Annotated in this window: 13 protein-coding genes and 1 tRNA gene; 7 read left to right on the plus strand and 7 right to left on the minus strand. The window is 40.9% G+C overall.

The window, feature by feature from the left end; all coding sequences use genetic code 11:
• Nucleotides 1-150 precede the first annotated feature (150 nt).
• On the plus strand, nt 151-1,557 hold the full coding sequence (locus VB654_RS02190; RefSeq protein WP_323211742.1) for a hemolysin family protein: 1,407 nt from the start codon (nt 151-153) through the stop codon (nt 1,555-1,557).
• A 32-nt stretch (nt 1,558-1,589) separates the two neighbouring features.
• Here VB654_RS02190 and VB654_RS02195 read toward each other — a convergent pair whose 3' ends face one another.
• Both VB654_RS02195 and VB654_RS02200 read right to left on the minus strand, forming a co-directional pair.
• Nucleotides 1,590-2,771 carry an aldo/keto reductase gene (locus VB654_RS02195; protein ID WP_323211743.1) on the minus strand — a complete coding sequence of 394 codons (1,182 nt, stop codon included), beginning with the start codon at nt 2,769-2,771 and terminating at the stop codon, nt 1,590-1,592.
• 73 nt (nt 2,772-2,844) lie between these two features.
• Nucleotides 2,845-4,041 (minus strand): HhoA/HhoB/HtrA family serine endopeptidase, encoded by a 1,197-nt coding sequence (locus VB654_RS02200; protein ID WP_323211745.1) that lies wholly within the window; start codon nt 4,039-4,041, stop codon nt 2,845-2,847.
• Between the two features lie 275 nt (nt 4,042-4,316).
• Between VB654_RS02200 and VB654_RS02205 the strand changes: the two genes are divergently transcribed.
• Nucleotides 4,317-4,697 carry a metal-sensitive transcriptional regulator gene (locus tag VB654_RS02205; RefSeq protein ID WP_323211746.1) on the plus strand — a complete coding sequence of 127 codons (381 nt, stop codon included), beginning with the start codon at nt 4,317-4,319 and terminating at the stop codon, nt 4,695-4,697.
• Between the two features lie 179 nt (nt 4,698-4,876).
• On the opposite strand, the gene nagZ is transcribed toward VB654_RS02205, so the two are convergent.
• Together nagZ and VB654_RS02215 are read right to left on the minus strand one after the other, a co-directional pair.
• On the minus strand, nt 4,877-5,962 hold the full coding sequence (gene nagZ, locus VB654_RS02210) for a beta-N-acetylhexosaminidase (protein ID WP_323211747.1): 1,086 nt from the start codon (nt 5,960-5,962) through the stop codon (nt 4,877-4,879).
• Between the two features lie 112 nt (nt 5,963-6,074).
• Entirely contained in the window at nt 6,075-6,896 is an 822-nt protein-coding gene (locus VB654_RS02215) for a 2OG-Fe(II) oxygenase (protein WP_323211748.1), read from the minus strand.
• Nucleotides 6,897-7,175: 279 nt separating this feature from the next.
• On the opposite strand from VB654_RS02215, the gene VB654_RS02220 reads away from it, so the two are divergent.
• Nucleotides 7,176-8,072, plus strand: coding sequence for a class I SAM-dependent methyltransferase (locus VB654_RS02220; RefSeq protein ID WP_323211749.1), 897 nt, complete (start codon nt 7,176-7,178; stop codon nt 8,070-8,072).
• A gap of 23 nt (nt 8,073-8,095) precedes the next feature.
• Here VB654_RS02220 and VB654_RS02225 read toward each other — a convergent pair whose 3' ends face one another.
• A complete protein-coding gene (locus VB654_RS02225; RefSeq protein WP_323211974.1) occupies nt 8,096-8,869 on the minus strand; it encodes a glycosyltransferase family 2 protein in 774 nt (257 codons plus the stop codon).
• A 618-nt stretch (nt 8,870-9,487) separates the two neighbouring features.
• On the opposite strand from VB654_RS02225, the gene pds reads away from it, so the two are divergent.
• The 4 genes from pds (at nt 9,488) to VB654_RS02245 (ending at nt 13,735) form a co-directional block, all read left to right on the plus strand.
• Nucleotides 9,488-10,927, plus strand: coding sequence for a 15-cis-phytoene desaturase (gene pds / locus VB654_RS02230; RefSeq protein WP_323211750.1), 1,440 nt, complete (start codon nt 9,488-9,490; stop codon nt 10,925-10,927).
• Nucleotides 10,911-11,843, plus strand: a complete 933-nt coding sequence (crtB, locus tag VB654_RS02235) for a 15-cis-phytoene synthase CrtB (RefSeq protein ID WP_323211751.1) — start codon at nt 10,911-10,913, stop codon at nt 11,841-11,843. Before pds ends, crtB begins: the two co-directional genes overlap by 17 nt.
• A 288-nt stretch (nt 11,844-12,131) precedes the next feature.
• Nucleotides 12,132-12,223 (plus strand) — tRNA-Ser (locus VB654_RS02240).
• A gap of 228 nt (nt 12,224-12,451) precedes the next feature.
• Nucleotides 12,452-13,735 (plus strand): ABC transporter substrate-binding protein, encoded by a 1,284-nt coding sequence (locus tag VB654_RS02245; protein ID WP_323211753.1) that lies wholly within the window; start codon nt 12,452-12,454, stop codon nt 13,733-13,735.
• Between the two features lie 38 nt (nt 13,736-13,773).
• Here VB654_RS02245 and VB654_RS02250 read toward each other — a convergent pair whose 3' ends face one another.
• Together VB654_RS02250 and VB654_RS02255 are read right to left on the minus strand one after the other, a co-directional pair.
• A complete protein-coding gene (locus VB654_RS02250) occupies nt 13,774-14,379 on the minus strand; it encodes a hypothetical protein (RefSeq protein ID WP_323211755.1) in 606 nt (201 codons plus the stop codon).
• 388 nt (nt 14,380-14,767) lie between these two features.
• Nucleotides 14,768-15,538, minus strand: a complete 771-nt coding sequence (locus VB654_RS02255) for a hypothetical protein (RefSeq protein ID WP_323211757.1) — start codon at nt 15,536-15,538, stop codon at nt 14,768-14,770.
• Nucleotides 15,539-15,858 lie beyond the last annotated feature (320 nt).

Genomic DNA, 15,858 nt, shown 5'->3' on the forward strand with positions numbered 1-15,858 from the left:
CATTTTAAGAGTCTTATCGCCTTTCCCCATCGTTGGTTACAAATTATCCATATTTATATCTGTGGTTAATCAATCATCGTCAAAACTCCGATCATGACTAAATACTAAAAGATGAGCTACATTCGCTGTGATTAGTGGCAATTCTCAAAGATGTCCTCCATTACTTTTGAAATTTTGATCATTTTGGTGCTAATTCTTGCCAACGGTGTATTCTCTATGTCTGAGATGGCAGTTGTCTCGGCACGCAAAGTCAGGCTACAACAGCTGGCCAATCAAGGAAATGCCAAAGCACTGGCAGCATTAAAACTGGCTGAGTCGCCAAATCATTTCTTATCCACAATTCAAATAGGAATTACCCTCATCGGTATCGTCACAGGTGCTTTTGGCGGAGTCACAATTGCTGCTCAACTAGCAGTATATATACGGTTGATTTCCTTCTTAGCACCTTATAGTGAAGCGATCGCTTTCGGAGTAGTAGTTCTCGTCATTACCTATTTGTCCCTGATTATTGGTGAATTAGTCCCAAAACGGCTGGCATTAAATAACCCAGAAGGAATTGCCGCGTTTGTAGCTATTCCCATGAAAGCCCTAGCTGCCCTTGCTTCACCGTTGGTATATTTCCTCAGTGCTTCTACAGATATCATCTTGCGAGGATTGGGTATGACACCCTATCTTCAGCCCCCAATTACTGAAGAAGAAATTAAAATCTTAATCGAACAAGGCACAGAAGCCGGAACCTTTGAGGAAGCGGAACAAGATATGGTTGAACGAGTATTTCGTTTAGGCGATCGCCCTGCCAGTTCCTTTATGACACCCCGTCCTGATATTGTTTGGTTAGACTTAGAGGACTCTCTGGCAGAAAACCGTGAAAAAATCATGGAAAGTGCCTATTCCCGGTATCCAGTTTGTCAGGGAGGACTAGATAATGTCATAGGTATAATTGCAGTTACCGACTTATTAGCTAGGTGTTTTCGCAATGAACCAATGGACTTAACAACCGGATTGCGGCAACCAGTCTATGTGCCAGAAATTACTCATGGTTTGAAAGTTTTGGAATTCTTCAAACAAACCATTACGTACATGGCTTTGATTGTAGATGAATATGGTGTCATTCAAGGATTGGTGACTCTCAACGACATCATGAGCGAAATTGTCGGTGATGTTCCTGAAGAACCGGGAGAAGAACAACCACAAGCCATACAAAGAGAGGATGGTTCCTGGTTATTGGATGGGATGTTGCATATAGATGAATTTTATGAACTTTTCAATTTGGAAGAGTGGGAAATCAGCGAAAGAGGAAGTTATCAGACATTAGGTGGTTTTGTCATCAATCATCTGGGACGTATCCCAGCAGCAGCCGACTATTTTCAATGGCGTGGGATGCGGATTGAAGTCATGGATATGGATGGAAATCGCGTTGATAAAGTGCTAGTAATGCCAAGGGAAGATGCAGGGGTGCAGGGTGCAGGGGGGGAAGAGGCAGGGGGGCAGGGTGCAGGGTGCAGGGGGGAAGAGGCAGGGGGGCAGGGTGCAGGGTGCAGGGGGGAGAAGACATAACTTCCCAATCACCAATCACCAATCCCCAATTCCTAAGACTTCGATAACCGCTTAACTTCAGCACCTGCTAACATTTGATGGGCTTTGGCTAACATTTGCGGAATTTTATCCGCGTGGGGACTATTAGCCAGAGATTTACTCAAGTCTATTTCGTCTAAATTGTCTGCTTTATTACCAGGGAACCAGTGGCTACCATGACCCAATAAGTTGTAGCGCATTTTGGCGTAATCTAATAAATCGTAGGCGATCGCTAAATTCAACAACCACAAAATCACACGAACATTTATCTGTCCCGGTATTTCCTCAAAGGTGGGTAAATTAGTTTCCCAAGTTTTTACCCAATCTTCCCCTAAAGTGGCGATCGCTTCTTGTTCTAACTTACTCAAAATTGGCGGCAAAACTTCCTCCGCCCGATCTAAGTAATCTAAAGTTTTGAGATGTTCATCAAAATCTTCAGGTCTGGCTACACCCAAACTTAAAGTATGTACATTTTGATGACTCAGACAAAACAAATCATTAAACACCATCGGACTTAAGGGAGTGCAAAGATTAACTAATTTTTGCGGTGGTTTATATAGCATCCCTCCTTTATCTGAAGGACTAATAATAAATACCCCCATATCATGACTATTAGCGGCTGTAATTGCTTCCCAGTTCCCTTGATTAATGTAGTACCAATGCAGGTTAACATAATCAAATTGGTTAGTATTAATTGCTTGTAAAATTAAATCTTTAGACCCATGAGTAGAAAAGCCAATAAATTTTACTTTCCCCTCTTTTTGCAATTGTCTCGCTATTTCTAAACATCCACCGGGACGCATAGTATTATCGAAAGATTCAGCATGATTAATACCATGTATTCCCAGTAAATCAACATAATCTAACTGGAGATTTTGCAGTGATTGTTCAAATGTTTGCCGAAATTTTTCAGCCTCCGCAACCGGGCTAACTTTTGTCTGGACAATTAATTTATCACGGGGAAACTTGGGTAATATTTGCCCCAATTGCATTTCTGATGTACCATAACCACGGGCAGTTTCAATGTGATTAATTCCCACATCCAGAGCTTTGCAAATAGTCGCTTCTAGATTTGCCTGATTATCCGCAGGAATTTCGGAATTAGGAACATCTTGCCATTTGAACTGATATCTCATTCCGCCACAAGAAAAAACAGGCATCTGTAATTCTGTGCGGCCAAACCTTCTGTAAAGCATAAAGACATAAATATAGTGGATTTTGTAGAGACGCGATAAATTAAAGCGCGATAAATCACGTCTCTACTTACTTCTAAACAGGATCTCGTAACTCAGCCGTGCGGATGGAAAGCAGCTGTATCTGATTACCGCGTTGAACTTTCACCTGTAACAACTGACCAAGGCGACTATTTTCTACCAGATTTTGTAATTTATCAGCACTGGTGACAGGTTCCCGATCAATTTGCACAATCACATCCCCACGACGTACACCCGCCGATGCAGCTGGGGAATCAGGTACAACACGCATCACCAAAACGCCATTAATTTCTGGTATTTGAATTGGAGAATTGGGGTCAGTATTATTCTGCTTTGCTAGTTCAGGGGTTAAAGTTACCATTTGCACACCTAAATATGGGTGAATAACTTTGCCGTCACGTTGCAATTTCAAAGCGATCGCTTTAGCCTTATCAATAGGAATCGCAAAACCAATACCCATTGCATCAGGACGAATAGCCGTATTAATTCCAATGACTTCGCCCCGTTCATTCAATAATGGCCCCCCGGAATTACCAGGATTAATCGCCGCATCGGTTTGAATAAAGTCTAAGCGTTTGTCAGCAATTCCCACTTGGGCGCTAGAACGTTTCAGGGTGCTGACAATGCCTAAAGTCACGGTATTATCAAATCCTAACGGATTACCCACTGCGATCGCCCAGTCTCCCACTTGTACTGCATCGGAAGAACCCAAATCCGCAACAGGTAAATCTTTATCAGGGTTAATCTTAACAACTGCTAAATCTGTGACTTCATCAATTCCTTGAACTTTACCTTCATAAGTGCGACCATCTTTGAGGCGGACTGTTACCTTATCAGCTTTATCCACTACATGGGCATTGGTCAAAACCAAACCACCTTTATCAATAATGAACCCCGAACCTAGACCACGCAACTGTTCAGAAGGCATCTGTTGAGGGAAACCATCACCAAAAAATCGTCGGAAGAATGGGTCTTCCATAAATGGGTCTATCCGACGAGTAATAGTGCGTTCAGTATCAATCCTGACTACTGCTGTCCCCACCCGATTTACGGCCGCTGTGACGAAGCTAGTGCTACCTATAGCCGCATTTGCCGGTGATTGCTGGGCGACAGTAGTCTCAGCATAAGGTGCGGGTTCGGCTTGAGAAGGCAATACCTGCCAAGTGCTGACGGTTAGCGTAACTCCAAGAAGTACGGCTAACATATAAGAACTGAATTGACCGATAGAACTTGATATTTGGGAAAATCGCATAACTGCAACCTAATATGGAAGTCTAGTTTTTGTCTAAAAATCTCTTTACAATTATTTTGACCGCATGGCAGATTGTCCGCCGGAAACGACCTGTAATAAAAAGTAATATAATACTTATGATAATAGCTATTAAGGAGATTCGCCCTTTAAAGGTTCGGGTTTCACCCTGTAGTCATTTAATCAAAGCTATCATTAATTGGCAAACATAGTTTTTTTCATACCAATTATCTTCTAGGCTAGGCTTAATACTACCAGTGCTTTGGCAACATGAACCCATGAACGGATCAAACCGATTAGCTAAAAAATCTTTGCCGGCATCCCACCATCCAGATGTAGAGGAGCCGACAAATCATACCCATGATCATGGAAAATCGGCCCATCCTCACGTTCATAGTGAAGAGTCAATCCGGAAAATTGTTAATCGTCTATCTCGGATAGAAGGCCATGTCCGTGGTATTAAAACAATGGTGCAGCATGATAGCCCTTGTCCTGATGTTTTATTACAAATTGCGGCTGTGCGGGGCGCTTTGGATAAGGTGGCGAGAATTGTTTTAGATGAACATTTAACTGAGTGTATTGCTAGAGCAGCTCAAGAAGGCAATATGGAAGTGGAAATTCAACAGTTAAAAGCTGCCTTAGATCGGTTTTTGCCGTAATTCGTAATTCGTAATTCGTAATATTTCCTGCGGAAACGCTACGCGAACGTAATTCGTAATTCGTAAATAAGGCTTGCTGAATAAATATAAAATAGATAGCTGAAACTATTCCCTATTCCCTGTTCCCTACTTCCACGACGGCAACACGAACAGCAAATCCTAATTAACAACCCACTTCTTTAGTAACAACAAGCGATCGCTAGTTCAGCGTGTTTCTGTAGTATATTTTTATTCAGCACATGAATCATATATTGGGGAGTTACCGCCAGTAGTTTTTCGATTCTGTCTCTAGCTGTGTCAACAACTGATTCATTCAGGCTACCTCTGCTTAAGGAATCAGCAAAATCTTCAGCCATTTGATAGGTATATTCAATAGATAATGAATTAATATTACGCGAGACAATAAACAAATCACACCCCGCAGTCAAGGCTTGCGCTACTGTCCCACTTTGGGTAAACATATCTGAAACAGCTTTCATATCAAGATCGTCGGATACAACCACTCCTTCAAACCCCAATTCTTCCCGGAGTATCTTCTTCAAGATATTTTGGGAAAGTGTTGCGGGAAATTGCGGGTCTATTTTGGGAAACAGAATGTGAGCTGTCATGATGACAGGAATTTGCTCTTTAATCAGTGCTTTAAATGGTATCAATTCACGAGTCCGTAGTTCTTCTAGAGTGAGATTGAGTACTGGTAATTCAATATGAGAATCTTTACTGGTGTCTCCATGTCCAGGAAAGTGTTTAGCACATCCTAAAATTTCCGATTCCTGAAGTCCTCTGTAGTATTCACAAACACCTTTAGCAGTTGTTTCTGGATTGCAACCAAAGGCACGAGTCCCGATAATCGGATTTTGAGGATGAGAAAAAATATCTGCTACAGGGGACCACGATAAATTTATGCCCAGGGATTTTAGTTCTATAGCTGTAGCTTTTGCTACTTCACGTGCGTGCGATCTCAACAACAAAGCATAAGGAAATCGGGTAATTGGTAACGGTGTCCGAATTATCCTTCCCCCTTCGTGATCTAATGTCATAAACATAGAATCACGTTCAGTATATTCTCTTATTTGGTCGTTCAGATTCTGAAAGCTTTCTAGCCAAACTCCATAAGGCATACCATCCAAAAAATTTTTAGCAAAAAATATGACTCCAACTGGTTTTAATTCACTCAATATACGTTTATCATCATCACTCAATGAAGTGCCTGAAATACCAAGTATCAGATGATGCCCAAAACGTTCTAGCTTTTGAGATGTTGCCATAGTACTTTACCTGTGATTATGTATCAACAACTGTGAATTTAAACTCTCAGGAAATAAAATACTATCATAATTTATACCAGATTTTTAAACACTGACCAACATTCTGATTGCATCATGATTTTCTATAAAAATGAGGCTTTTTAATGCTATTTTTAAAGACTTTACGTACCAAATTTCGTAGGCTCGCGTCTCCTCTCAATACTATATCTCTCAGATTTTGTTCTGGGCGACCTCGAAAAGAAGTAACATGATAATAATTTATTTCCTCCGCAGGTGTCGGTGAAAAGTAGTAATTAGAGACACAACAACGTCGAGCATGATAATTAATTGGGCTAACAGAATGCAGAGAATTTCTATTAGTAACCATAATAACTAGGCGATTGAATTTACTATGAATAGTTCTACACGGTTGCTTTAAACCTTGATCCCAAAGTTCTAGATTCCCACCATAGTTTTCTTGCCAATCAGGAGTTACATAATATAATAAATTCAAAACACGATAATTATTAATATCTTTATCATGAGAATTATCCAAATGAGGATTTAAGAAACAGCCATATTCCATCAGGCTAACGCCACCCGCATAAAGGTATTCATCTGGCATTAATTGTTCAATTCCAGTTATTTCGGCAATCAGCTTAACTACTCTAGTATCCTGAAACGCATAGATAATTTCTTCTAAAATAGGATTGTATTTATCTAGTTGTATGCCAACATATTTATATTCTCTCAGGTCTTTTAACTGCAATAAGTTTTCTTTTTCGGGAAATGCGTTATAGATGTCTAATACATCATCGACATTTAATAAATCATCTAAATAACAAGTATTTATTCGGTTCTCAGTGGTAAATTCTTTTTTTAAAGCCGATTTAGACTGTTCAAGTTTATGGTAAATTTGTTCGGCATAATAATTCCTTAAAGTTGTTTTTAACATTGGTAGTTGATTCCAAATTTAGTGAAAATCATTTAAACATTATATAAGATTTTCCTGAACTTAGTATAACTACATACTGCAAAAATACAAATTATCACATTAGCTAATTTTATTTCACGGAAGTATAATTTTTTGGGATAAGTTCATGCTAATTTCACTGAATCTACATAAAATTGTTGTAATTTTTACATAAAAAAACTGTAAATCAAGTATAGTTTGCTATATTTGGATTTGGCAAACCGCAAAAATAAGTAAAAATACACACAAGGACTGTAGTATATGTTAGACCAAGTAAATATACCCTGTTTACAGTATTTTGCTCAACCAAACGAAATTAATAGCTGGGATGAAGATATTATTATTTTTAATATTTTAAATCCAACCCCAGCTATTCAAGCCAACAGCTACTATTTTGGGCATCCAGAATGGGGATGGAATTACTTTCAAGCCTGTCACAGAGATGAAAAGTTTATAGAGTTGTGGCAAGCGGTGATTGGTAGTTGGCAGGATAAAGTCGTGGTGGATATCGGCTGTGGGCCTGGCAATGTGTATGCTTCTCTCAAAGAATTTTGTGGTGAACCACAGTTGTTACTGGGTGTAGATGTTTCTTTGGGCGCATTGAAAATGGCTCGTCAACTGGGATATACAACAGTTCTAGCAGATGCTCAGAATTTACCTTTTGTTTCTGGGTTTGCTGATATTGTCATAATTAACGCCTCCTTGCATCATTGCGATGACATGGCAAAAGTTTTGCAAGAAGCAGCTAAATTGCTACGTCCCGGTGGGGTTTTAATCACAGATCATGACCCCCAAAAAAGTGCTTATCAGTTCAAAGGTTTAGGTTCACTATTATGGGAATTACGTCTGCCACTTTATAAGTGGATGAAACGAGGGGGACATTCCACTACAGATGAGCAATATTGGGGTTTGGCAACAGAGGTACATCACAAAGCTTGTGATGGTGTCACCTCAGAAATGTTCTATGAAATACTAGAACCGATGGGATTTACAGTTAAGGTTTACCCCCATAATCATACGGTAGGCGCAGAAGCATTAAAGGGTAATTATGGTAGACCATTTTGGAAGTATAGTCTAGCTCAGATCCTATCAGGTATAAACCCTGATTCCCCAGAAGCGGCATTAACTTTAATGTGTGTTGCTACTCGTATTAATTGATACTAAAATAAGCCAGAATAATTTCACTCACGCTTTAATTTCTCCGCCTCAATGATCCGAATTGCCAGGATAGTTTCTGCCAAAACACGATGATACACGTAATACCAACCATGCCAACCATCAAAAATCCAGCCTTCGATAATTAAGCAATAGAGAAAGACCATCCCAGGAGCCAAGATTTTTTTTCTGCGAATACGATCAACCCAATCAAGTTCTGTGATCGGGGTTTCTAGTATTTTCTTGGCTTCTAGCACTGTATAGCGTTCTTGTGACCATAACCAACGACTAAACGGTTTGCGATCGTCGTGGTAGAGATAAGCAGAGAGTACAGCTGATTTACCAGTCAGTTGTAAAACTTGTGTATGTCCATCATCAATATAAATAGCTTTGCTTTTTTTAAATAAAACTTGACGGGGAGGGAGTATTCTGGTGTTGCGAACGGGTTTGCCCAACACACAGTACTTGAAGCTGACAAAGTAGCCATCAATTTCTCCATCCACAGGTAAGGTAGACATTTCTGAGATTAATTCATCTGTAACTATATAGTCTGCATCTAGAGACAGTACCCAAGGAGATTGTACTTGCTCTAAACCATAGTTCCATTGTTGACCGTGGGTATCGAATTTACGTTTAAATACCTGGACTTGGGAATAGGAGTTAAGGATTTCCAGGGTTGTATCGGTACTATAGCTATCAATAACTATAATTTTTTTAGCCCAACTCAGATGCCCAAGGGTGCGTTCAATATTGGCAGCTTCATTATAAGTAAGAATGAGCGGCGTAATGTGTTCTAACATCGATACTATTCCATCAGAATTAGGCCAATTTTCTGTAGTAGGTATTTGCATAGAAGATGAAATAATTGTTGTAGTTTGTAATTGATTCTTGTTATTGGATAGCATATTTGACGCTCCCCGGTCTAAAGATACGGGGATTCTACTTTCACTCTAACTACTTGCTCCATCAGGGTTTCCCCAAATAGAGTAGAGGTTGCTAGTCCAGTAGCGTTACTTTGGGTCTGCCCGAACCTAACTTGTTTTCCAATCTACATTGAGAAGGAATATTTTGTTGATTACTTGTAGTTTTTGTTACAAAAATAGTAATAAAGGCTTTGTATCCTAGCTCGATAAAAAATATGTTTATGTATAATTGTACTAAATAAATTGCATGAAATAACGTATATCGTGAGGATATTTGAGACTTATCTCAAAAAGTTCATAGATAACTTATGAATTATCTCCTGGCAGGAGTGGTGGTGAGGTCGGTGTTTTGATGTTGTTGATGTAGTTCAGTAAAGTTGCCTGTGAGAGAAGTTTTTGCAGAAGCGATCGCACAATCCCTGCCAAATGTAACGGATTGCAACGTATAATGAGAACGACAAAAGGATAAAAAATATTGAAAGGCAGTAAGTTTAAATGCGAGTAGCGATCGCGGGTGCTGGACTAGCAGGACTATCCTGCGCGAAATATCTCACAGACGCAGGTCACACTCCCATTGTCTTGGAGCGCCGGGATGTATTGGGTGGCAAAGTGGCGGCGTGGAAAGACTCAGATGGAGACTGGTACGAAACAGGTCTACATATCTTCTTTGGCGCATATCCCAATATGTTGCAGCTATTTAAAGAACTGGATATTGAAGATCGATTGCAGTGGAAAGAACACTCAATGATTTTCAACCAGCCCGAAGCGCCAGGAACTTACAGCCGCTTCGATTTTCCGGATTTGCCAGCCCCCTTAAATGGTATAGTGGCAATTCTGAGAAACAACGATATGCTGACATGGCCAGAAAAAATTAAATTTGGCTTAGGTCTGATTCCAGCAATGGTTCAAGGGCAGAAATACGTTGAGGATATGGACGAATACTCATGGACAGAGTGGTTACGGAAACAGAACATTCCTGAACGGGTGAATGACGAAGTGTTTATTGCTATGTGCAAATCACTTAACTTTATTGGCCCTGATGAAATTTCTGCCACTATTTTGCTCACCGCTCTAAATCGCTTCCTCCAGGAAAAAAACGGCTCAAAAATGGCGTTTTTAGATGGTTCACCCACAGAGCGATTATGTCAGCCCATAGTAGACCACATTACCGAGGGCGGTGGTGAAGTCCGCCTCAATGCTCCGTTAAAAGAGATTTTGCTCAACCCTGATGGCACTGTCAAAGGATTTTTGCTCAGAGGGTTAAATGGGGCAGAAGATGAAGTTTTAACGGCTGACTTGTATGTATCGGCTATGCCAGTTGACCCCCTGAAGGTGATGCTCCCAGAACCTTGGAAGCAATTAGAGTGTTTCCAGAAGCTAGAAGGCCTCGAAGGTGTACCTGTAATTAACGTACATTTGTGGTTTGACCGGAAACTGACAGAAATTGATCACTTACTATTTTCGCGATCGCCCCTCCTCAGCGTTTATGCTGATATGAGCAATGCTTGTCGTGAATATGCTAATTCTGAGCGCTCGATGCTGGAATTAGTCTTAGCTCCGGCAAAAGATTGGATCACCAAATCGGATGAGGAAATTGTTACCGCCACGATTGCTGAGTTGGAAAAACTCTTCCCTGACCATTTTGGGGGAGAAAAACCAGCGAAATTGCTGAAATATCATGTAGTGAAAACACCGCGTTCAGTTTACAAAGCGACCCCAGGTCGTCAACAGTACCGCCCCTCGCAAACAACCCCCATCCCTAACTTTTATTTGACTGGGGATTACACCATGCAACGCTACTTAGCCAGTATGGAAGGTGCTGTACTCTCTGGTAAGCTGACAGCGCAAGCGATATCTGAAGCACTACCGGTAGCAAATTCCTCAGACCTGCAAACGCCAACCCGACCGCCCGCAACGAATGCTGCAACTGCCTGATTCCCCTCCGCGCATGAAAACGCTGGTCTCTGTAGACGAGTCCTACAAACTTTGTCGGCAACTTATAGCCAAGTATTCCGCGACTTTTTACCTAAGCACTTTGCTCCTGAGCGAAGAAAAACGTCCTGCTATTTGGGCGATTTACGCCTGGTGTCGCCGCACAGATGAACTAGTCGATGGCCCCGGCTCTGCCATGACTACTCCAGAAACCCTAGATTTATGGGAAAAACAGCTGGAATCAATTTTTGCTGGACATCCAGTCGAAAACTATGATGTAGCTTTGGCCGATACTGTTCGACGCTTTCCAATGGACATTCAGCCCTTCCGGGATATGATTGCTGGTCAGCAAATGGATTTATATCGCAGTCGCTATGAAACCTTTGAGGATTTATACCTCTACTGTTACCGCGTCGCTGGCACTGTTGGCTTAATGTCAACATCAGTCATGGGTTTGGATGAAACCAGAAATACCGCCCCGTGGAACTGTACACAACAGCCTTATATGCCCACTGCGGAAGAAATAGCTTTGGGAATAGCCAAGCAACTCACCAACATCCTCAGAGATGTGGGCGAAGATGCACAACGGGGGCGAATTTATATTCCTTTAGAGGATTTGGCGCGATTCAATTACACCGAGCAAGATTTGTTTAAAGGTATAGTTGATGACCGTTGGCGCTCCCTGATGCGGTTTCAAATTAACAGAGCTAGACAGTTTTATACTAAAGCCGAAAGAGGTATTACTTACCTATCTGGTGATGCTCGTTGGCCTGTATGGGCAGCTCTCATGCATTACAGTCGAATTTTAACCATAATTGAACGCAACGATTACAATGTGTTTACTCGGCGTGCCTACGTACCCCAATGGCAAAAATTACGTTCTTTGCCAGTAGCGTGGATGCGATCGCAAGTGCTTTAATCAGGACAGTAGTCAGAATAATTCGTAATTCGTAAGTTCTGCACACCATAAATGAATTCGGGAACACCTGAAAAATTGACGGCATTTCATTGATAAATTAACTATAGCAACCGCCAAGGAGGTTAGAACATTGTTGATTGCTGAAAGCCTTGAAGCAAATTGGTTTCTACTCAGCACTCAGCATTTTGCTATAGCTTTTGTCTATGAAATACGAATTACGAATTATTTGCTCACCCAGACTTGACTAACTCGAAAAAGTCTGCTAACGTTATTATCTGTAGACCACCTGGAGAGGTGGCTGAGTGGTCGAAAGCGACAGATTGCTAATCTGTTGTACGGCAGGTAACTCCGTACCGAGGGTTCGAATCCCTCCCTCTCCGTTTTCAGTTATTTAAATCTAGTCTTCACCCATCACTCAAGTTTGGGCAGGACTAGTTAAACTAAATATTAAACACACCAATAAATATTGATGTATTGGTAAAAAGCCTTACTTCTCTGGGTAGATGTTATTATTTATCCTTTAGAGCCTGTTAAGATTGGGCTAACCTAAAAACCTAGTTTGAATCTTACTTTGAGGCTCCTAAATATCTGAGGAGTGAAAGTAAACTATGCCAAAAATTAATACTGCCTTAGCGTTGAGTCTAGCTACTCTAGCAACGGGTTTCCTTTTGGGAGCTTGCGAAAATGCCGATAACACTAGTACCACAGTTGATAGTAATCAAGGGTTAAAAATTGGTTCTTTACTACCTACAACCGGTGATTTAGCCGCCATTGGACAGCAAATGTCAGGCTCAGTTCCCTTACTAGTGGAAACTGTAAACGCTTGCGAAGGTGTGAATGGCCAACCAGTTACCCTCGTAGAAGTAGACGATCAAACAGATCCTAGAGCGGGTGCAGCTGGGATGACTAAACTAGCAACTCTGGATAAAGTCGCTGGTGTAGTTGGTTCCTTTGCTAGTAGCGTTTCTACTGCTGCTGTCTCAGTTGCTGTACCTAATCAAGTGATGATGGTTTCTCCTGGTAGTACCAGTCCAGTTTTTACAGAAAAAGCCCAAAAAGGAGATTTTAAAGGCTTTTGGGCGCGGACTGCACCTCCTGATACCTACCAGGCATTAGCATTAGCTCAACTAGCTAATCAAAAAGGTTTTAAGCGAGTTTCTACAGTTGTAATTAATAACGACTATGGTGTTGGGTTTGAAAAAGCCTTTGTAGAAACTTTTGAAAAATTGGGTGGAACGGTAATTAATAAAGATCAGCCTGTGCGCTATGATCCTAAAGCCCAAACATTTGATACCGAAGCTGCTGCGGCTTTTGCGGGAAAACCAGATGCAGTGATCGCAGTTCTTTATGCTGAAACAGGTAGTCTCCTCCTCAAAACTGCTTACCAGCAAGGTTTGACTGAAGGTGTGCAAATTATGCTCACAGATGGAGTCAAATCGCCAACTTTTCCTGACCAAGTAGGCAAAGGTACTGATGGGAGATTTCTCTTAGCTGGGGCGGTGGGTACAGTACCCGGTTCTGATGGGAAAGCATTAGCCGACTTTAACAAATTGTGGCAAGAGAAAAAAGGCAATCCACCAGGGGAATACGCTCCCCAAGCTTGGGATGCTGCTGCTTTATTAGTACTTGCAGCACAAGCGGCACAGGAAAACACAGGTGTTGGTATTTCTAATAAAATCCGTGAAGTGGCCAATGAACCTGGTACAGAAGTTACTGATGTCTGCGAGGGTCTGAAGTTACTGCGAGAAGGTCAAGAAATTAACTATCAAGGGGCGAGTGGTAACGTTGATGTTGATGCTAATGGTGATGTTGTCGGTGTCTACGATGTTTGGACTGTAGAAGCAGATGGCAAAATTCAGGTGATTGACAAAGTAAATCCTACTCCTCAATAGAAGTTATCCAGCTATACTCAACAGCCCACCTTTGTGGGCTATGGCTCATTGACACTAGCTTCTAGAGTTTTTACCTGAGTTTGTAATTCGACAATTCTTTGCATATGCGATCGCTCCAGGGAATAACCTAACCACACAAAGCTACCACCGAATATAGTCACAACTGCGGCTAAAATCCCAGTAAGTAATGTCACCTGGTAGCGAAGATGTTTCACCTCTTGAAGCTGATACTGAGGCTTGGTAGGGTAGTTCAGGTTTGTATCGGTATTATCTAGAACTAATTCGGCTTTGGCTGTTTGCGGTTGCTCTGTACTGGTAAAAGCGACTTGGCTTTGCAGCCAGTTAGTAATTAATTGAGAACCATTCTTTTGAAACCAGCGCCAAGCCAAAATTCTGAATACTGGCTTGGATGTCCTAGAAATTAGTTTCAGACCTCTATTGAGAGTCCGAGAACGAAACTTTTGGTTAATTAGATTATTTGAGCCTACATGATAAAGAGAATCCAATACTAGCTTAATTGTAGTTTCTTCTCTAGAAATCAAATTTTGCAGCAGTAGAAGCACATCATGTATGAGTTCTGCTTCTTTTTGCTTTTCCGCCACCAAGTTTGTGATGTTATCAGATGACTGGTCAGGTTTATTCATATATATATATGCTAGATTTCAATTAAAGATTTATTTGTTATTATACAAACTAAAATAATTACTGCAAAAATCTAGACCAAATCCCCACCTAGAAAGTGGCATTACTGGTTAATCTGTTGCGTCAATTTGGCAATTTAGCTCGTAGTCAGGGCTTTAGCCCTTAATTCAGGATTTTAGTCATGACGACAAACCTTTAATTATCTACGCTGAATTACTGACATCAAGAGTTGAGGCTATCAATATTGTTCTCATTTATATAAAAACCGCTATACTATCATTTAATTTTTATAATTTACTCAGGTTGATGAAAAGTAAAAAAATGAAAGTTATAAAATGCAAAAGGCAAAAGTGAATATCACTTTCGCCTTCTATTTTTTAGATCATGTCATTAGAAACCAGTGAAATTGTAACCAACTCCTAATAACAAACCGATATCAGTCTCATCAAAAAATCCGGCATTCAAGGAAGCTGTAGCCGTAAATTGAGGATTTAGAGGAAAATCAATACCACCAGATATTAATAAAGCAGTGCTTGAATCACCACCAGTTTTAATCGCTGCACCTACTCCAACATAAGGCGCGATCGCTAAGGGTTCATCAAATGGATCTGCCTGACGCAAATTTAAATCATAGGTAATGGGAAGCAGAATTGTGGTGTCGTTGCCAAACACGGCTGACGGTCTTATAGATATGCTATTTGTCAATCCCACTTTACTAATAACTGCAAAATTACCGTCACCTAAAGATGAGTCACCACCAGCTACACCAATATTGCCAGCAACACCGATATAGCTTCTACCGCCACGAGTAGGTCTACCAAAATCGATATCCGCTTGTGCTACCTGAGTAGAAGGAAATTGAAATTGAGCAGTCGGTTTTGATTCAGGAATCAGTGCTGCTGATGAAGTTATGGCTGTCCCCGGCACAGGTGTGATTGTTCTATTAGCCACTTCCTGAGTTTCAGTGCTGGGAAACTGCTGTAAACTAATAACTTCGGAAGATGTTGTATTCACAGAGGAATCAGTTAGCATTTGAGTATCTACTGTTTCAGCAACAGCCGGCAAACTCAGACCCAAAACTGCAAGAGCAGCTACACAGGGCAAGTAAAACAAACCTTTGTGTTCGCGTAGCTTATGGGAGACAAAAAAAATATTATTCACATTCACTCCTTACTAAATATTGCCATAATCGGCATTTTGTACTGATGATTCAACCAAATGGGGCGATATTCAAACTGTAACATCACTAAATCAGTTATTACATCCCTAAGTAGACGTAAGTCTTGTTAAAAATACTAGGTAACAAGTAGTAGAAATAAGAATACAAGCAGCGATCGCACTAGATAATTACACGTATTTAGTGGTCGCTTCTGGACGAATCCGGCGATCGCGCTGCGCCTATCAAATGCTCAGAATTTCAGCAGAATATTTTCATCCGTAACCTCACCTTCAGAATGTATGAAAAAATTTAAGTAGGGCTT

It is taken from the genome of Nodularia sp. UHCC 0506 (assembly GCF_034931045.1).
Taxonomy (GTDB): Bacteria; Cyanobacteriota; Cyanobacteriia; order Cyanobacteriales; family Nostocaceae; genus Nodularia.